Annotated in this window: 6 protein-coding genes and 1 pseudogene; all 7 read right to left on the reverse strand. The window is 73.1% G+C overall.

What is annotated here, in order from left to right:
- Positions 1-34: 34 nt before the first annotated feature.
- The gene (locus FCI23_RS17245) at positions 35-5,056 is read right to left on the reverse strand and encodes a type I polyketide synthase (protein WP_136724782.1); all 5,022 of its coding nucleotides are present in this window, start codon (positions 5,054-5,056) and stop codon (positions 35-37) included.
- Between the two features lies 1 nt (position 5,057).
- Complete coding sequence (locus tag FCI23_RS17250; RefSeq protein ID WP_136724783.1) at positions 5,058-12,470, reverse strand: type I polyketide synthase; 7,413 nt, start codon at positions 12,468-12,470, stop codon at positions 5,058-5,060.
- A 481-nt stretch (positions 12,471-12,951) separates the two neighbouring features.
- Positions 12,952-14,934: a primary-amine oxidase gene (locus tag FCI23_RS17255; protein WP_136724784.1), complete on the reverse strand. Its 1,983-nt coding sequence runs from the start codon at positions 14,932-14,934 to the stop codon at positions 12,952-12,954.
- Positions 14,935-14,946: 12 nt separating this feature from the next.
- On the reverse strand, positions 14,947-16,524 hold the full coding sequence (locus tag FCI23_RS17260) for an APC family permease (protein WP_136724785.1): 1,578 nt from the start codon (positions 16,522-16,524) through the stop codon (positions 14,947-14,949).
- A gap of 434 nt (positions 16,525-16,958) precedes the next feature.
- Positions 16,959-18,341: a hypothetical protein gene (locus FCI23_RS17265; protein WP_136724786.1), complete on the reverse strand. Its 1,383-nt coding sequence runs from the start codon at positions 18,339-18,341 to the stop codon at positions 16,959-16,961.
- Between the two features lie 16 nt (positions 18,342-18,357).
- Positions 18,358-18,486, reverse strand: a pseudogene (locus FCI23_RS17270) (sarcosine oxidase subunit beta); the annotation flags it as partial.
- 251 nt (positions 18,487-18,737) lie between these two features.
- On the reverse strand, positions 18,738-20,390 hold the full coding sequence (locus tag FCI23_RS17280) for a SulP family inorganic anion transporter (RefSeq protein ID WP_136724840.1): 1,653 nt from the start codon (positions 20,388-20,390) through the stop codon (positions 18,738-18,740).
- Between the last annotated feature and the right edge of the window lie 49 nt (positions 20,391-20,439).

The following is a 20,439-nucleotide window of genomic DNA, read 5'->3' on the forward strand; positions in this document are numbered from 1 at the left end:
TCGGCGCGCACGGGTCCGGTCGGCTGACTGGTGTTCACTGATCGCTCTCCTCGTCGTCGTCCGTCGGTCCCGTCGTCCAGGCCACGACGTAGTCCCTGTCCGGCAGTCCGGGGGGATTGCCGGTCTGCTCGCAGCGCACGGGGTAGGCGCGTTCGAGGCGTCCTGAGACCAGCAGCCGGTCCGGGGCCGCTTCGAGCACGGAGAAGTCCCTCGGGCGCCCTCCGAAGCCGGTGCCCTCCGCCTTGGCGACCGCTTCCTTGGCGGCCCAGAAGCGTGTGAACCACAGCGCCTGGGACTCTCCGGTGGCGGCGCACCGGGCTTGCAGGAGCTTGAGCTCCTCCTCGCCGAGGGCGGTGGCAAGGGTCTCCGCGTCGCGCCCGGTGACCTCTTCGATGTCGATTCCGGGCCCCGGGCCGGGGACATGCGGTCGTACGATCGCGACCCCGGCCTCCGCACGGTGCGCCACCGAGATGTCCAGCGGGGGCAGTGTGCGGCCGTGCAGGCCGGTGACGTACGGGCGGCCCTGCTCGTCGTTGAGCACCCGGATCTCCGCCGGGAAGACGGGCCCCTCGCCGTGGTCCCACAGCCACTGCCGCACCGCGTCCTTGGCGGCGATCCGGCCCAGCAGCCACTGTCTGCGGCCGCGCGGGGCATGTTGTTCGTACGCGGACCGCTCGGCGCCGCTGAGGGAGTTGCGCATGATGAGGTCACGCGAGGCGAGGTCGGGCCAGCGCTCGTGGCAGAGGGACCAGCCGCCGGGCCGGGCGCGCGAGAGCGTGTTGCGTTCGGGGAAGCGCTCGACGGGCTTGGTCTGCGGGTCGTTGTCGAAGCGGCGGTCCTGCCAGCCGGTGAGTTCCGCCCACACCTCGCCCTCGACGACCAGTTGTATGTCGGCTTCGAGCACGGTGTCGGTGAGGGAGGCGATCCTCACCAGGCACTCCATCTCGGTCCCGGGGCGCGGGTGCGGCCCGTAGAAGCGCATCTGCCGCATCTGCACGGGGAACACCACGGTCCGCTCGGTGCGGGTCGCCATGATCCAGTACCCGAGGACCTGGCCCACGTTGTCCAGCAGAGCGCCGGGGGCGGGCGGTGCGGTGAGCACGGCGCGAACGTGGGAGTCGCCGATCGCGGTGAGCTCGGTGACCCCCTGGAACGCCGGTCCGTGGAACATCCAGCGCTCGCTGTAGAGCTGGGCCGCGGTGTGCTCGGGGGTGCGTTCGGAGGCGGGGTCCGTCCGCCAGGGGGCGGGCAGCGCGTCCGGGTACCGGGCGGCGAGCTCGACCGTTGCGCGGGCGCGGGGGCCGAAGGAGACCGCGAGACGGCCGGGGCCGTCGGCCACGGCTGTGACGGTCACGTCGACGGGCGGGGTGGCGGTCAGCCACTGGTCGAACCGGGCGCTGTGCACCGCGACGGCCCTCATGCCGGGTGCCGCCTGCTGCGCCGCTTCCATGATGTGGTGGACGATCGTGGTGGCCGGGACCACCGGCCAGCGGTCGGCCACGTCGGGCCAGCCGGGCCGCTGCGGGAAGAAGCAGTGGTCGAGGAGGTACGGCATCGTGTCCGGGGACACGTGCACGACGGTGCGCCATTCCTGGCGCTGCCCGGGCGCGGCTACGGGCACCGGGGCGCCGGGCAGTGCGTCGGCCGGCCTGGTCCGGGCTGCCGGCGGGGCCGGGGAATCCTGCGCGGTGCGGGGTGCGCCTGGCGGCGCGGCGCCAGGCCAGGACCGGGATGCCTGCGAGCCGGCCGGCGCGGCCCGGGAGGCGGCAGGCGCCCGAGCCGAGGCCGAGGCCGGAACCATGGCATTGTGGCGGCGGCTGCCCGCGGCGATCAGCGCCGCGGCAGTGTCCGCGGTGTCGCGCAGCAGGGCGCTCAACTCGGCGGCGGCCGGGAAACGTCCGGCCAGCGCGTCCAGCGGCGAAGGGGCACCGGCCGGGAAGGCCGCGGCGGCCAGGACAGGGGCACTCCCCGGCAGGAGAGCACCACCCGGTGCCGGAACGCCGCCCGGGACCAGAGCGCCGCCCGGGACAGACGCACCACCCGCGACCGGAACACCCCCCGGCAGGGGCGCACCACCCAGCTGGGGAAGACCGCCCGCGGCCAGAGGGCCCCCCGCGCCTCCCGCCACAGCAGCCCCGCCCGACACGGGAAGGCCGCCGGGGACGGCAGCATGTGCCCTCACGGTAACGCCGGCCGGGACGGCAGCACGTCCCGCTACGGGGACATCCTGCAGGGCCAGGGCAGCGGGCGTACGGCCACCCGACAGTCCGGCGCGCAGGTCGGCGAGGGTCTGGCCGCCGAGGGAGACGAGCGCGCCGCCCAGATCGAGCCGTACCGGCGGCCGGGTGGCGGCCGGCCGGGCCGCGCGGACCGGGCCGGCGGAGCGGGCGGGAGCCAGGCCGGGAGCCACCGCCGCGCCCTCCGTCCACAGCGCGGTCGCCACCCGGCGGAGCTGGGCGAGGCCGGTGCGGTGGGGCGAGTTGGCGGCCACCACCAGGTGGTCCCGGCCGCCGAGGGTGTCGCCGATGAGCGAGCCGAGCTGCCCGGTGCCGACCTGGACGAAGGCCCGGTGTCCGGCCGCGTACATGGCCTCGATGAGCTGCCGGAAGCGGACCGGCTCCAGCAGGTGTCTGACGAACAGCTCGCGCACCGCGGCCTCGTCCTCGGGGTACGGCGACGCGGTCGTCCCCGACCACAGGGGGACGGTCGGCGGGTGCAGCCGGAACCCGTCCGCGGCGTCCGTGATGGGCCCGAGGTAGGGCGCCAGCATCGGGGTGTGGAAGCCGGACTGGAAGGGCAACACCTGGCTGAGCACGCCTTGGGCACGGAAGGACCGTACGAACTCATCGACGGCGGCGACCGGCCCGCACACCATCGACTGGCTGGGCGCGTTGTCGTGGGAGAGCACGATTCCGGCGTCCGCCCACCCGCCGAGCTCGGCCAGCACCCGCTCGGCGGAGGCGCCGATGGCACCGAAGGCCAGGCCGGGGACGGTCACGGTGTCGGGGTCGAACGACGCCATGAAGTCGCCGACCGCGTCCCCGGAGTACACCCCGGCGGCCACCATCGCCGTCCACTCGCCGACGCTGTGGCCGGCCACCGCGTCCGGGACGATGTCCATGCGGCGCAGCGCGCTGTCGAGGAGCCGGCCGACGCCGACGACACCGAAGCCGTGCCTGCCCACATCGCCGACACGGGCCTGCTCGCCGGACCGGGGGGACGCGGGGGCGGCCAGGCCGAAGTGGCCGGCGATGTCGTCGACGCGGGGCTCGAAGTCGCCTTCGAGCCCGGGGAAGACAAAGGCCAGCTTCCCTTCGGAGCTCCCGAGCAACGGGCTCGGGGTGAACCAGACGTCACCGCGGCCGCGCCAGGCGCGGCCCCTGGCGACCGCCCGGCGGGCCAGGGCGAGCCGTTTGGCGGTCGGGTCGACGATCCCGAGCCGGGTGCGGCCCGCCTGCGGATGCGTACGCTCCGCGTCCAGGCCTGCGGCGAGCACTGCCGGGTCGTCGGCTTCCAGCAGGGCGGCGAGGTGCGCGGGGCTGTCTGCGGCGAGCATGAGCACCCGCTCCGGCTCGGCGACGGCGACAGCGGCGGTCACGGTGGCCGGGGCAGTCGGGAAGCCGGGCGAGGCCGTCGCGCCGGGTGCCTGCTCCAGCACGACGTGGGCGTTGATACCGCCGAACCCGAAGGCATTGACGGCGGCTCGGCGGACCGGCTGGGCCGCGGTGGTCTCCCAGGGTGTCGCCTTGTCGAGCGGACGGAAGCGGGTGGCCGCGAGTGCGGGGTGGGGGTCGTCGCAGTGGAGCGTCGGCAGGAGCATCCCGTGGTGGACGGCGAGGGCGGCCTTGACCAGGCCCGCCACTCCGGCGGCGGGCATGGTGTGGCCGATCATCGACTTGACCGAACCGATCACCGGGCGGTCGCCGTCGGCGCCCGGTCCGAACACATCGGCGAGGGTGGCCAGTTCGGCCGCGTCCCCGGCGGGGGTCGCGGTGCCGTGGGCCTCCAGCAGGCCGATGGAGCCGGGCTGCGAGGGGTCGAGTCCCGCCGCCCGCCATGCCTGGCGTACGGCGTGCGCCTGGCCGCCGGGGTCGGGGTTGACAAGACCGGCGGCGCGGCCGTCGCTCGCCACGCCGGTGCCCCGGATGACGGCGTAGATCCGGTCGCCGTCGCGTTCGGCGTCGGCCAGCCGTTTGAGCGCCACCACACCGGTGCCCTCGCCGATCAGGATGCCGTCGGCCCCGCGGTGGAAGGGACGGATCCGCTGGCTCGGCGAGAGCGCGCGGAGCTGGGAGAACACACTCCACAGCGTGATGTCGTGGCAGTGATGGACACCCCCGGCGAGCATCAGGTCGCAGCGGCCCGAGGCGAGTTCGCCGACCGCCTGGTCGACGGCGACCAGCGACGAGGCGCAGGCGGCGTCAATGGTGTACGCCGGGCCGCGCAGGTCGAGGCGGTTCGCCACCCGGGAGGCCGCGAGGTTGGGCACCAGGCCGATGGCCGACTCCGGGCTGTCGGGCCCGAGGCGCTCGGTGAACGCCTCGCGGACCCGGTCGAGCTGACCGCGGTCCAGGTCGGGCAGCAGTTCGCCAAGGGTGCGCACGAGTTGGCCGGCGGTGCGCACCCGCTGGTCGAGGCGGACCAGGCCGGGGGTGAGATAGCCGCCCCGGCCGAGTACGACGCCGATCCGGTGCCGGTCGGGCAGCCGGTCCTCGCCGCCCGCGTCGGCGATGGCGGCGGCGGCCACGCTCAGAGCGATGAGCTGGTCGGGTTCGGTGCCGGCCACCGAGTTCGGCATGATCCCGAACCGGGTGACCTCCACATTGGCCAGGTCGTCGACGAATCCGCCGCGCCGGCAGTACACCTGGTCGGCGACGGCCGGCCCGGTGGCGGAGCCCGGACGGTAGTAGTCCGCGTCCCACCGCCCCTCGGGCACGTCGGTGATCGCGTCCGCGCCGTCCAGCAGATTCCGCCAGTACGCGTCCAGGTCGGCGGCGCCGGGCAGCAGCACCGCCATGCCGACCAGGGCGACCGGCGGTAGTTGACGGTCCGTCATGTCACCAGCCCGAGGAGGTGTAGACGACGGTTCCGGCCGATTCCTCGCCCCAGGCGAGTTCGCGCAGCAGGGCCGCGGTCCCCTCCTCGGGGTCGATCAGTTTGACCCCGCGCCTGGCGTACTCCCGTCCGAGTTCCGGGCTCACCATGCCGGTGTGACCGCCGGTGGGCGCCCATGGGCCCCAGTGGACCGTCAGTGCCCGGTGGCCGGTACGAGCGGCCCAGGACGCGCCGAGGCTCTGCAGGGCGTCGTTGGCCGCCGCGTAGTCCACCTGGCCCCGATTGCCGAGGGCGGCGGAGATACTGCCGAACAGTACGGCGAACGAGGGCCCGTTCGGCAGCTCCTCCAGCGCGGTCAGCAAGGTTCCGGCGCCGCTCACCTTCGTGCCGTACACCCGCTGGAAGGACTCGGCGGTCTTCTCCGCGATCAGCCGGTCCTCGATCACACCGGCCGCGTAGACGACGCCGTCGAGCCGGCCGTGTTCGGCGTGGATCTCCTTGACCGCCTGGAGCACGGCGTCCGCCTCCCGGAAGTCCACGGAGCGGTAGCGGGCCTCGCTGCCGAGTGCTTTCAGCTCCTCCAGGGTGGCGGCGATCTCGCGCTGGGCCAGGATCAGATCGGCGCTCCGGTTGATCTCGGCCGGCGACCCGCCGCCCGAACGGGAGGCGAGCACCGCCCGCAGTGCCGCGCGGTTGCGGGCGGCGGAGGTCGCCGGCTCCTCGGCTTCCGTCGGCGCGGGCGTCCTGCCGAGCAGTTCGATACGGCACCGGGAGGCCTGGGCGAGCGCGGCGGCGAACTTGGCGGTGATGCCCCGGGCCCCGCCGACCAGCAGCACCACGGATTCCCGGTCGAGGCCGATGGCAGCGGCCTCCGCCGCTCCGTCGCCGGCCGGTCCGGCGCCGGTGGTGCCGAGGGTTCCCATCGGCGTCTCCACGAGCTCGAGGCCGTGGCGGCCGGCCGCGGTGCGCAGCACGACCGGGTCCCGGCCGGCTGCCAGCAGCTCGGCGAGCAGCGCCTCGGCGACGTCCGAGGGCGCCCCGGCACCTCCGGGTTCCAGCTCGACGACCCGGGCGACGGTCTCCGGGTACTCGCGGGCGACGGTGCGGAAGAAACCGTGCAGTCCCGCCGACCGGAGGCCCGGGGAGTCGCCGTCGGCGGCCCGCACAGCGAGCAACCAGCGCGGGGTGCGCCGCAGGGCCGCCTGGAGCACGGGGAAGGCGTCGGGCAGCACCGGCGGCTGGGCGGTGGCCAGTGGGTCGAGATACAGCACCCCGTCGACCTGGCCGTCGTTCTCCGTGATCAGGTATTCCCGGTCGAAGGCCACCGCGTCGGCCCCGTACGCGGCGAACCTGGTCGCGATCTCCCCTGCCGCACTGCCGCCGTCGCCGTCGCCGAGCAGGACGAACCGGTTTCCGGCGAGTACGGAGGACAGGTCCGCTGTGCCGTCCGGCTGCTCCAGGAGTACCGGCCGGAGCTGGAACCGCTTCGGCGCCTCGCCGGTCACCGGCACCGGCTCCTGGGCCGCGGCGGCGCGCGGCAGGGCGGCCGGCGGTTCGGGCCGCTGAGGCTGCCCGGGCTCGTCGGGCTGCTCGGCGGGGGCTGCCAGCCGCGCGGCCAGCCAGCCGGTCACCGCGGCTGCGGTACGGGCCTTCGCCAGCTCCTCCAGCTCCGCGTCGTCCAGTCCGGCGACGTCCGTACCGCCCCCGGCGCCCAGCCGCTTGGCCAGTTCGCCGGCTATTTCGGCCCGCTTGATCGAGTCGATGCTCAGGTCCGCCTCGAGGTCGAGGTCGGGCTCGATCATGTCCACCGGATAACCGGTCCGCTCGCTGATGATCTCCAGCACCATCCGCAGCACATCCGCCTCCGTGACCGCCCCGGCGGCGGGGGCGGTCACGGGTTCGGGCTCGGGCTCGGGCTCGGGTACCAGCTGCAGTACCGGCTGCGGGGCCGCCGGGAGCCCGGCCGGTACGGCCTGCGGGAAGGGGTTCACCGCCGCGGGCGCGAGGATCCGCTCCCCGGGCACCCCGCCGAAGTAGGTGAGGAGTACGTCGCGCTGGGCGGCGACCATCTCCCGGCTGGTGCGCAGGAATTCAGAGATCAGCGCGTCTTTGCCGGCTGAGGCGTCGTCCGTGTGGTTCGTCGTCACAGTCATCTCCACGACTCGTCGGGCCGGTGCGAGCGCACCGGGGAGGAGTTCTCCGGCGGCGGTACGGACCAGCTGCCCGTCGACCGTCCAGCCGGGCCGCTTCGGCGCCCCTGTCCGGCCCGCGTCGACGGCGTCGCGTCCCTGGAACAGCCATCCGGTGCGTACCGGCAGGCCGGCCACGGCCAGTTGGGCGAGCGCGTCCAGGAAGCCCCGCAGGCCGCTGCCCCGGCGGGGCTCGCACACGACGGTGCGGTGGGGGCGGTCGCCGAGGATCTGGGCGACCAGCCGGGTGAGTACCGAGCCGGGGCCGGCCTCGACGAAGACCCTGGCCCCGGCCTCGTACATCGCCTCGATCTGCGCCACGAACCCGACAGGGGCGCCGATCTGGGCGGCGAGCTCCGCGCGGACCGCGTCGGGGTCATCGTGGTACGGGGCCGCGGTGCGGTTGGACCACACCGGGAACTCGAACGCGCGCACGGGGCGGCCGGCGAGCGCCTCGGCGAACCGGTCTCCGGCGCCGGCCACCAGTGGGCTGTGGAAGGCGCAGGCCACGGGGATGCGCTTGGCGCCGTAGCCCGCCTCGCGCAGCAGCCGGACGGCGGTGCCGACCGCCTCCGTCGGCCCGGAGATCACCGTCTGCCGGGGCGAGTTGCGGTTGGCGATGACGACCGTCCCGGAGGGGTCCGCGTCGCGCAACGCCCGCCCGACGTCCTCGGCACCGGCCGCGACGGCGGCCATGGTGCCCGGGTCCTCGCCTGCCGCGGCGAGGATCGCCGCCGCCCGCTCGGCGCTCAGCTCCAGCAGCGTCTCCGGGGTGATCGCGCCGGCCGCGCACAGTGCGACCAGTTCCCCGTAGCTGTGCCCGGCCGCCATGTCCGGCCGCACTCCGGCCCTGGTGAGGAGGTCGTGGGCGGCCAGTCCCACGATGCCCAGGGCCGGCTGGGCGACCCGGGTGTCGGTGATCCCGGCCTGCTGGCGGTCCCTCCCGGCGTCGTCGAAGGCGGTCGGCGGGTACAGAGCGTCGGCGTGGTCCCGGCCGAGTTCCAGGTAGTGCTGGAGCTCGGGGAAGGCTATGAAAGCGTCCGCGAACATTCCGGGCCGCTGGCTGCCCTGGCCGGGGAAGAGGAACGCGACCTTGCCCTCGGCCGCCGCCGGCTGGTGCGGTCCGGCCAGGGCCTGCCCGGCGTCTGCCGTCGCCACGCCACCCCCGGCCGCCGGCCGGCCGGCTCCCACGGGCGCCGGGCCAGCCGCCGTGGGCCTCGGCCCGGCAGTCGCTGCGGCTCCCGCATGAGCCTCCCCCGGCGCGGGGAGCCCGGCCTGCGGGATCGGCCCGGCCGGCGTGTGGCGGATCCCCGCAGCCGGGCCGTCACCGCCCGCTGCGGCGGGTGCCAGTAACGCCGGCCGCTCCGCGGCCGCAGCCCCGGCGCCATCCTCGGGACGGGTACCTGGCACAGCGCCGGCCGCGGCCTCGGCAACTGGCCCGCCAGGTCCCCGCAGCTGGTCGTGCGTGGACGACTCGACGACGCCGCGAGTTGCGGCCGGTCGCGCGGCGGCGGGAATTCGGCCCGAGCCGCCGGGCAGGCCACCGGTTCCCGCGGCCTGTCCCTGGCCGGCGAGGTGGATCCCAGCGGCCGGGTCGTGCTCGCCCGCCAGGGCCCTGCGCAGGGCGCCGATCAGTCCGTCGAGGTCCGTGGCGACGACCGCCACCTGGACCGGGTCGTGGCGGGCGTCGGAACGGCGGGACGCGCTGAGCGCGAGGTCGCGCAGCCGCCACGGGCGGCCGTCGGTCTCGGCGACCTTGACCAGGTCGTCGATGGCGCGGCAGGCCGCGGCCCGGTCCGTCCCACGGAAGGTGAAAAGCTCGGTGGGCCAGGTGTCCAGGCCGTGGGCCGGCGGGGTGGCGTCCCCGTGGGCGCGGAGCACCACGTGGAAGTTGGTGCCGCCGAAACCGAACGCGCTCAGCCCGGCGATCCGCTCGGCGGGCGGCGCCGCCCAGGGCCGCGCCTGCGAGTGGAAGGCGAACGGGCTGCTCTCCTCCTCCCACGCCGAGTTCGGCCGCTCCACGTGCAGCGTGGGCGGCTTGACGCCGGTGTAGAGGGCCAGGGTGGTCTTGATCAGGCCAGCCAGACCGGCGGCGCACTTGGTGTGCCCGATCTGCGACTTGACCGAGCCGAGTACGCAACCGCCCGCTCTGGCACCGGCCTCGGTGAACACCTCGCCGAGAATGGACAGTTCGGTACGGTCGCCGACCACGGTCCCGGTGCCGTGGGCCTCGACCAGGCCGACGTCGGCGGGCGAGATCCCCGCGTTGCGGTAGGCGCGCTCCAGCGCGGAGCGCTGCCCCTCGGGACGCGGGGCCGTCAGGCCGAGCGAGCGGCCGTCGCTGGAACTGCCCACGCCCTTGATCACGCCGTAGATCCGGTCGCCGTCCCGTTCGGCGTCGGTGAGCCGCTTGAGCACGACGCAGGCGACGCCCTCGCCCAGGGCGATGCCGTCCGCCGAGCTGTCGAAGGCCCGCGACCGGCCGGTCGGGGAGAGCGCGTGCACCGAGGAGAAGAGCACGTAGTCATTGATCCCGTTGTGGAGGTCCGCGCCACCGCACAGGACGACATCACTGGTGCCGCCGACGAGCTCCTTGCACGCGACGTCGACGGCGGCCAGCGACGACGCGCACGCCGCGTCCACGGTGAAGTTGGCCCCGCCGAGGTCGAGCCGGTTGGCGATCCGGCCGGAGATCACATTGGACAGCATGCCGGGAAAGGAGTCCTCGGTGAGCCGGGGCAGCTGCCCGTCCAGGCTCTCGGGGACCTGCCCGTAGTAGGACGGCAGCACCGCTCGCAGCGTGGCGGCGTTCGAGAGGTCGCTGCCCGCTTCGGCTCCGAAGACCACCGATGTACGGGAGCGGTCGAACGTACGGCCCTTGTCGCCGTATCCGGCGTCCTCCAGCGCCCGCCGGGCGGCCTCCAGGGCCAGCAGTTGTACGGGTTCGATGCTGCCCAGCGAGGTTGGCGGGATGCCGTAGCGCAGGGGATCGAAGGGGATCCGCGGCAGGAACCCGCCCCACTTCGACGGTGTGGCGCCGCCCGGCTCGTCCGAGTAGTGCACGGCGGGATCCCAGCGGTCTGCCGGGACCTCGCCGACGGAGTCGGTGCCGCTCAGGATGTTCGACCAGAACGCGGCGAGGTCGGGGGCCTGCGGGAACATACAGGCCATCCCGACGACGGCCACGTCCAGCGGCGCGGGCGGCGCCGGCTCGGCCTGCTCCCCGGCCGGGCCCATCCCCAGGCGCTCGCGGACCACCGCCGCCTGTCCGACGAGGAAGTCCGCGGCACCGGAGGCCACCGACCGGTGCAGTGCGCCGATAGTGGTGGTCACCGAGCGCAGCACGGCGACCTCTCCGGCCATGAACATGCCCTCAGCGAGCTGGCGGTCCTCGTCGACGGGCGCCAGTTCGCCGCCGCCGTCCCGCTCGACCCCCTTGCTGGCGATCCGCAGCCGCCCGACGTTGAGCCGCTCCAGCTCCTCCCAGATCCGCCGGTCGGGCACTCCCCCGGCCCGCAGCTCCGCCTCGATCACCCGGTAGCCGTCGCTGAAGGGGCTGGGGACGCAACGGGTGGCGTGGCCGGGCGCGGTCTCCAGCAGCGTCGTCCGCGTCGCGGCCACGACCTGCTGCTGGAAGAGGGGCTGTACGGCCCCGCATCCGACCGCCTCTTCGGTGAACAGGTAGGCGGTTCCCATCAGTACGCCGACGGCGGCCCCGCGTGCGGTCAGCGGAGCGGCCATCGCGGCGACCATCGCCGAGGAGCGCTCGTCGTGAACGCCGCCCGCGAAGAACATCTCGATCCGCTCCGCGGTGCCGTCGTCCGCGCCGGCCAGGAAGTCCTCGACCACCGCGAGCTGCGCCTCCCACAGCGGGAAGCTGTTGCGCGGCCCGACGTGGCCGCCGCACTCGGAGCCCTCGAAGACGAACCGGCGGGCTCCGGCGTCCAGGAACTGCCGCAGCAGCCCCGGCGAGGGCACATGCAGGAAGGTCCTGATCCCGGCCTGCTCCAGCGCCTCGGCCTGGGACGGACGGCCGCCCGCGATGATCGCGTGCGAGGGCCGGAGCTCACGCACGGCTTCGAGCTGGGCGGTTCTGGTCTCCTCCGGCGCGAAGCCGAGTACACCGACGCCCCAGGGCTTCCCGGCCACGACGGCGCGGGTCTCCTCCAGCGTCGCGCGGGTCTGCTCACGGTTGGCGAGCGCCAGCGCGATGAACGGCAGGGCGCCGTCCCCGGCGACGGCGGCCGCGAACCGCGCCTGGTCGCTGACCCTGGTCATCGGCCCCTGGGCGACGGGTAGCCGGGTGCCGAGCGCCCGGCTCATCGGGGAGCCGGGACGCAGCGCCCGGGCCGGCGCGTCGTCCCGGACGAGGTCCCGCACCGCGGTGCTCACCGCGCGGACCGCCCGGGCGGCATCGCCCCAGCGTTCGGCGAAGCGGGCGGCGAGGAATCCGTCCTGGCCCACCGGCAGCAGCTGGGTGCGCAGGTCCTGTGCGCCGAGCAGTCCGGAGACCGGCGCCTCGGCCGGGATGTTCGGGGCGTCCGGGCCACGGCGGTGCAGCACCCGGTGACCGGCCATGACAACCGTCTCCGAGCCGTCCATGGAACGCAGCGCGGCGGCCGTCGCCTCCGGAAGCCCGGATTCGGCCAGCAGCGCCAGCTGGCTGTCCAGCACGACCCCGGCCGCCCCGCCGGCCACGGAGGCGGCCGCCGTACGCGGGCCGATGCCACCGCAGGCCCAGACCGGGAGGTCCACGCCGGGCTCGGCGAGCAGGTGCTGCAGAAGGACAAAGGTGCTGAGCTCCCCTATCCGGCCGCCGCTCTCGCTGCCCCGGGCGATGAGGCCGTGCGCCCCGGCGCGGACGGCTTCGAGGGCCTGCTCCAGGCTGGTTACCTCGGCCAGCACCCGGTAGCCGGCGGCGACATCGCCGATCTGCCATGGCGAGTCCACGCCGAGAATCACGGTGTGCGGGCCGCCACCGGCCCCCTCACCGGGAGCAAGATCGCCGGGGCCGAGCCGGCAGTGGGTGCCGACCCGTACGCCGAAGGGGCCGGGCGCCCAACGTCGGATTCGCGCCAACGCCTCCCTGGCCCTTCGGTCGCCCGTACCCAGATCGAGCACCCCGAGCCCACCGGCGCGGCTTACCGAAGCGGCAAGCCTGGCGTCTGGTTCACCGAATGGGGTGATACCGATGACTGTGTCCGCGACCTGCACAGCAGACGTCATGATTCTCCGAATAATCGGTAGCATTGCGCGGTGGGGGGATTTCGGGGCGCACAAATGACACATCGACGTGCGAAGTCAAGTGTTTGCCCTGAGCAGTGCTAGGAACTGACGTGCGAAGCCACACGGAAGCTAGCGCCGATGTTACCTGTCGGTCAATATCGCCGAAGCTTTTCGGCACCCCACCGAATCGATTCAGCCACACCGAAACAGTCGCCCCAAGCGCCGAAAAACCGACCAATTCTACTCAGCTATGCGACTAGTCGGACGGCAGCAGTACAAACGCGTCAAAATGCTCGGCGATTTCATGCACCCCTCATGCCGTCGAAACACAACCGGGGGCGCGGCGTAACTTTGTAAACAGTGCATGACCATGCTGGATCGTCAAGATCGAGCCACCCCCCTACAAGCCGATCCCGCCGACGTTGGAGGCGCGCCGCCAGGCGCAGCCCCGCGCGGCCGCGGGCACTGTCGGGGCGGCCTCTCAGTGGCGATGGCCGTCGGCGTCGGCGTGGCAGTGATGCGCCGCTTCGGACGGCGGCAAGTCGAGCGCCGGGTTGCCGTCGAAGAACCCGCTCGGCTTGAGCGTGAAGCCGATATGACTGACGGGCATGACCGGCCAGTCCTCCGGGCGTACGACGTGATGGGCGCCGAAGGTGTACCAGAGCACGATGTCGGTGTTCTCCAGCGGGCGGTCGGCCGCCGCGTACACGGGCAGGCCCAGGCCACCGGGGCTCTGGTACGGGTAGTCACCGGCGGCGTAGCGCTCGGCGGGGTCGTAGGCGGTGACCCAGAGATGGCTGGCAGTGAAGCCGGCCCGGTCAGCGAAGACCGCGTCCGGCGCGTACATCGGCACGGTGTTGCTGCCGGGCATCAGGGCGTAGCCGGTGGGCTCGCCGAGTTCGGAGAGCCGGCCGGGGTTCTCGATCTTCCAGTAACGGGCCCTGAACGGGTCGATCCGCCGCTGGGCGAGGGACTCGGACGCCAGGACCGTGGCCCGGGTCTCCCAGGCGTTGCGATGCGGGTTGCCGGGGCCGGGCGGGCTGGTGACGGAGTCGATCTCGACAACGGAGTTGGCCGGGCCGTCGATGCTCATGTCGATACGGACGCAGAAGAAGTGCTGGTGGTGCGGTCCGTAAAGGCCGGGTGCCACCAGCGTCCCGTGCCGGGGTTTCTCCCCGACCGGGAGCGCCGCCGTCGAGATGACACCGGTCAGCTTGACCTCATACTCGATCGTGCCGTCGTTGTACAGGTACCAGAAGTAGCCGTACTCATAATTGCCGACAGTAGCGATCGAGGAGATGACAAGCCGCCGCCTGCGCCGCACCTCGACCGCACCGGTGCGGAAGTCGGTGTGCTTCCAGGCGATGCCCGCGTCTTCCTCGTGCATACAGACGGCGTTGGGGATGGTGACCGCCTTGCCGTCCTGATCATTGACGACCCCGTCGAAGTAACGGATGTGCCCGACGCAGTCGCAACCCAGAGTGAGGGAATTGGCGAGCCAGCCGACGCCGTACTCGCCCTGGTCGAAAACGTTCTTGAAACGGTGGGTCGGCGCCGGGTCCCCGTACGGGACGTACATCTCGGACAGGGAAGCGCGGTAGAGGATGGGGCGGACGGTGCCCCGGTCCTCGTACGCGACCTGGTGGAGCACCAGCCCTTCGCGCGGTGTGAAGCCGATCCGCAGCCGCCATTTCTGCCAGCGCACCTCGTGTCCGTCCACGGTGAAGCTGGGTCCGTCCGGCTGGGTGATCTCGATCGCCCGGACGCCGTCGCGGTACGCCGGGTACGCGGGCACGTTCTCCGGCGCGAACTGGAACTCCGCCTCGTAGTTCCCCGGCCGTGGCGGCAGCGGTACGACGCCGTGGTCCTGCACCTCGGCCACCGCGCCCTCGTCCAGGTCGACGACGACGATCAGGCCCTCGACCGGCCGGGCGTAGCCGTGCTCGCCCGGCGCCGAACGCACCCAGGTGAGCGGCCGGGCGATGCGCCGCACCGACGCGTCGTCCTCCGGGCCGGTCCAGCTCGACGCCCACGGGTCGATCATCGCGAGGGAGAAGTCCTCGACGCCGCGCCGGCGCATCGCCTCCTGCCAGCGCGGGTCGGCGCGGACGATGTCCTCGCAGGACAGGAACTCCTCCGCGGTGATGGAGGGTTGCACGCCTTCGATGTGGCGCCAGTCGACTAGGTCACCGGTGGTGAGCGACACCACCGCCTCGTAGGTGTGCCGCTCCGCGCGCTCGTACAGCACCACGAACGCCTCGCGCGGGAGCGGTGTGTCGCCTGGCCGCCACGCCGTCACCTCGGGCTTGGGAGGTTCGTGCAGGGTGACGAAGACAAAGCGGGCCGTCGGCGCGAGGCCCTTCAGCTCGCGCAGCAGGGCGCTCGCCACCGCGACCTCCCCGGCGGACAACGGTTCCAGTGGGTGACCCACATGCACAGTGGGCGCCGGAAAGGTAGCGGTCATACGGGGATCTCCTCAACCCAGGACGGGCTCGGCCTTGGCCGCGGCCTCGTCAGCCGGATCGGCGAGGCTGAAGTGGCCCAGCTCCGCGTACTGTCCGGGCTTCTTCGCCCGCATCCACAGAGCGATGCCGACGCCGAGCAGGAACATCACGATGACGACCTCGGGCAGGTACTTGATGAACGGCACGTCACCCGCACCGGCCAGCACCGTGCGGTTGTCGATGAGCAGATAGCAGGCGCCGATCATGGCCGCGGCGCCGACGACCGGGGCGACCAGAGTGGTCAGCCAGTGGAAGCTGTCGCGGGCGGCGGTGAGGAAGTAACGGATGATCGCGAACGAGGTCAGTGCCTGCACTCCGAGGATGCCGAGCACGCCCATCAGCGGCGCCCAGGTGCCCAGCTTGGTCAGGGCGGCCATAGTGCTGCTGTCGTAGACGGTGAAGCCCAGGACGATCGCGCCGACCAGGAGCGTGACGGTCATGGACGCGACGGCCGGGCTGTGGTGCTTGGAGGTACGGGCCAGCGGCGCGGGCGCCACACCCTCGCGGCCCAGCGAGAACAGGTACCGGGCGGCGGTGTTGTAGAACGCCATGGCGCACGCGAAGGGGCTGACGATGGCCAGCACCTGCATCACCACCACGAGCCAGTGCCCGACGAAGGTCTCGGCCAGCGGGTAGAAGGCCGAGGCGTACTTGCCCGCGATCTGGTCCTTGACCGCCTGGGCTGACTGGGACAGGCCCCAGCCGGAGACGAAGGCGTAGGAGACGATCATGTACAGCACGCCGAGGCCGATCACCGAGCCGTAGGTGGCGGTCTTGGCGATGCGGTGCGGATCGCGGGACTCCTCGGCGTAGTTCGGCGCCATTTCGAAGCCGACCCAGGACCAGAAAGCGGCGAAGAGCGCCACACCGGCGGCGGCCGTGCCGAAGGTGTGGGCCGCGGCGGTGTTGCCGAAGACCGCGGCCGGGTTCATGGGCTTGGCGGACAGGCCATGTGCCCCGCCCTTGAACAGCACACCCGCCGAGAGGATGACCAGGGCCAGGACCTCCGCGACGAGGGAGACGCCCAGGATCCTGGTGGTCAGTTCGATGTGGAACCAGGCCAGCACGGTCATCAGGGCCAGCGCGGCGAACATGTAGACCCACACCGGGATCTTCACACCGGTCCAGGACTCGACGCTGGTCGCCGCGAAGTAGCCCATCACGCCGATGACCGAGGCCGAGAAGAGCATGTAGCAGAGCGCGATCAGCACGCCGGAGCCAACGCCGGTGATCTTGCCGAGGCCCCTGGTGATGAAGGTGTAGAAGCCACCGGCGGAGGTCACCCGGCGGCTCATCGCGATGTAGCCGACGGAGAAGATCGTCAGCGCGAGGGTAGCCAGCAGGAACGCGGCCGGCGCGGCGTAGCCGCCGCCCATGACCGCGACGGGCACGTTGAACAGCATCGCCGTCATGGGCGCGGCACCCGTGACGATGCAGAAGATGACGCCGGGCAGGCCCAGTGCGCCCGAGGCCAGTCGGTGGGGTGCCGCGGCGGTGGAGGTGGTCGCGTCCGCAGGGATGGTAGCGGTCGGCAGGGGCACGTCTGTCATTGCGCCTCACTGTGAAAATGGCCGGGCGAATGGTCTGGCTTGGTGCGGAACGGTAGGCACACGGCGTTGCGCCAAGATTGCCTGGCCGTAAAAGCGGAGTCCCGATTGCGGCGCGCCTGCGGCGGGCCCCGGTTCTACGTGCGGGCCGGTGGCCAGGTTGTGCCCACCCTCCCCCAGCTTTCGGCCGGGAGGTGCCCCCATCTCGCTTCGCTCGCCCTGCGGAACGCCTGCCCACAACGGTCGACCATCCCAGCCCGTCCGTTTGAGGACCTGGGAGTCTCCCCACGCCCGCAGGGCGTAGGGGGCGGGCATGTCACCACGCGGGGCGGCCGGGCCTGCAAAGGCTCGCCGCCGAGGGAGCGTGGGTTCTGGCGTGCGACGTGCTGGGCCCGATTCGGCGGCGTCTCACCGTCCGGGGGCGCCCGGTCCCGGCGCTACCGGTTGAAAGCGCCTTGATAGCGCCGGGGGTCGGTGGCGCGCATGGTGGCCGAGACGTTCGTCTGGTTGAAGCCCTTGAAGCCGCCCCGGCGGGCGAGGTTCTCCAGGTGGGAGCCCGGGGCGCCGTTCGCGGCGAACTCCTCCGCCTTGGCTGCGTCCAGCAGCCCGGCCGCGGTCAGCCGGGCCAGGCGTTCACGCGGCACCGGCCAGTGTTCGGCCTCGGTGAACGCCTGCCGGAGGTGGGCGAAGTCGGAGAAGGGCCGCATGTGGCCGACGCCCAGCAGGGCCAGGTCGTCACGGAGCCGGTCGAAGTCGAACTGGCCCTCCAGATGATGCATGCCCGCCACAAGGATGGACTCGCCGTGCAGGGCGCACCACAGGCCCACGGTGCCCAGCTCCTCCCTCGGGGCCAGCGCGCCCCCGGCGAAGTCGATCTCGACCTCGGCGGGGGCGAGGTCCACGTCGGCGAAGATCACACCCCCGTTGCCCGGGTGTTCGAGCACCTGCGCGCCCCAGCCCGCCTCGGCGCCCGCGTAGAACCGCTCGCGCAGCCGGAAGCCGAGGGCGCCGAACACCCGCATGAGCGGGTAGAACGCCGCCCGGCCGCTGCGGAAGGTGTGGTGGTCGTTGTTGCCCCAGCCCAGCCCCAGCCGGTCCTGCCGGGCGTGTTGCAGTACGGCGGCGGTGTTACGGCGCTGCCAGTAGCGCCGCTCGATCTCCAGGGCGTAGCTGCCCGCGAGGTCGGCACCGATCAGCTCCGTCATCCGCTCGGCAGTGCCGACGAGCCGCTCGACAGCGTCGGCGCCGTCCCAGGTGCGGGGACGCTCGGCCCACAACCGCCAGGCGGCGTACGCGCGGGCGCTCCGCTCTCCGTCGAACGATTCCGGCTGGACTCCGCACGCCCAGGAGCGTCGTTCGACGCCGGACAGGGCGACGCCGCTCCCGTCCGACACCACGGCTCGGCGCAGGCCGGACAGCGGGGCCCCCTCGACACCCCGGTCGGAGGCGTGCGCCGCGGCGAAGGCGGCGCTGTCGTCGACCCGCAGTGCGACGGCCCGGCCGCGCTGCGGGACGATCGCCGGCAGCTGCGCCCCGGGGTGCCGCCATACGCCGGGGCGGGTGCCGTGGCCCTCGATGTAGCCGCACTCCGACAACCGCCCGGGATCGACGGGGCCGCCGAGATGGTCCAGCCAGTCGTGCAGGCGGGTGGAGGTCCCCGACTCCAGCCGCGCGGCCAGCCGGGCCAGGTCCGCGTTCCGTTCGCATGCCTCTTCCACGAGGGTCGCGACCAGGCTTTCCGCTGCCTCGTGGAGTGTCCACTCCGTGTTCACGACTCGGTTCACGACTCGGTTCACGGCTTGGTTCACGGCTTGGTTCACGGTTCGCTCCTTGGTCTCACACGCGGTTGGTCTCCAGCCTGATGGCGTCGTCCGCGAAGCGCTCGGCGCCGAGCGGCGAGACATCGACAAACGGTTCCCTGCCCAGATACAGGTCGCGAAGCACCTCCCCCACCGCCGGTCCCCTGCCGGCGGGCGGCGATCGCATGTGCCCTGGTTCAGAGCGCCGGACACGCGCCGTCGGCCGGCGCGAGGCCCCGGCGGCGTCCGCCCGCGCGTCGGCACCTTCGTCGCCGTTCTCTCCCGCCGCGAGCTGACCGAGCTGTTCCAGATGAAGGAGTTGCTGGAGGGCGCCGCCGTCCGGTTGCTCGTCTTCCGGGGCAATGTGCCCGAGCCGATGCTGCTGGAGGCCAATATGCGCGCGGCGGGGGCCAGCGGTCAGCTCGCTCCCACCGGCTGGGCGGGCGGGGCGGGCGGGGCGGGGAGCAGGCCGGCGCCCTGCAGGTGGGTGCGGCCGTAGGCGATCGCGTCGGGGGTCGTGGCGAAGATCCTCCCGGCCTCGTTCAGCCGGTCCAGGACGCCGAGGGCATCCAGCCGGTTCTGGTGGTCCGCGCGCACCCCGGAGACCAGCACGAGGGCGCCGTGGTGGGTGAGCTTGTCGATGGCGTCCCCGAGCACCTTGGCGCCGGAGGCGTCCATCGCGCTGACCCGGGACATCCGGAGGATCACCACCCGTACGTCCGCCACCTCGCTCAGTTCCAGCAGGAAGCGGTGGGCGGCGGCGAACAGCAGTGGCCCATCGAGGCGGTAGGCGACGATGTGCTCGGCCAGCAGCGCCTGTTCCTCCTCATGGTGGTCCTCGGACGGCAGGTCGGCGTGCAGCGGCACCTGTTCGGCCCGCGCCGTGCTCGCCACCGTCCGCAGCGCCAGCACGCCGGAGACGACCAGGCCCGCTATGACGGCTGTGACCAGGTTGAACGCCAGGGTGGCGGCGGCGGTCAGCGCCATGATCAGCGCCTCCCCGCGACCGCTGCGGGCCAGTGCCCGAAGCGAACCGACCTCGACCATCCGGATCGCGGTCGCGATCAGAACCCCGGCCAGCGCCGCCAGCGGAATCCCGGCCACCAGCGGGGCTGCGGCGAACACGATCACCGCGAGTACCGCGGCGTGGACCAGGGCGGCGAGCCGGGAGGCCGCACCAGTACGGACGTTGACGGCGGTGCGCGCTATAGCGCCGGTGGCGGCGACGCCACCGAACAGCGGAACGGCCAGGTTGGCCAGGCCCTGTCCGAAAAGCTCCCGATCGCTGTCGTGCCGCTCGGAGACGCTCATCGCGTCGGCGGCGGTCGCCGACATCAGCGACTCCAGCGCGGCCAGTGCGGCGACCGCGAGTGCGGAGGGCATCAGCGCCGGGACGTGGGCGGGGTCCAGGAAGGCCAGGGAGGGGGCGGGCAGTCCGGCGGGCAGGTGCCCGATCGTGGCCACCCGCAGGTGCGCCAGCTGGGCCACGACAGTGGCGGCGGCGACCGCGACCAGCGAGAAGGGAATGGCGGGCCGCAGCCGGGCACCCACGAGCATGATGACAACCACGGCGGCAGCCACGGCGAGCGCGGGCCAGTTCGGGTGCGCGGCAAAGCGGCCGACCGCCTTGAGAGCGACAACCACCGGGTTGTCTCCGGCAGGGGGCTTCACCCCGAGCGCGCCGGGAATCTGCTGCAGGGCGATGACGGCGGCGATGCCGACGGTGAAGCCCTCCACCACCGGCACCGGCACATACGCCATGTAGCGCCCGGCCCGCAGCAGCGCCAGCGCAACGAGCGCGGCTCCGGCGAGCAGGCCGACCGTGAGCAGTCCGGAGGTGCCGTACTGGTGCATGATCGGCACCAGCACCACGGTCATCGCCCCGGTGGGGCCGGAGACCTGGAGGTTGGAGCCGCCGAAGACGGCCGCGAGCGCGCCGGCGATGACGGCGGTAACCAGACCGGCCTGCGCGCCCGCGCCGGAGGAGATGCCGAAGCCGAGCGCGAGCGGCAGCGCGATGACGGCGACGGTCAGCCCGGCCAGCAGGTCTTTGCGCGGGGAGCGGCCCATCGTCGCCCAGATCGCCCGGTTGGGCAGAACACCGGCCACGCGGTCCCGC

Origin of the sequence: Actinacidiphila oryziradicis (assembly GCF_005047355.1) — a bacterium.
Lineage (GTDB): Bacteria > Actinomycetota > Actinomycetes > Streptomycetales > Streptomycetaceae > Actinacidiphila > Actinacidiphila oryziradicis.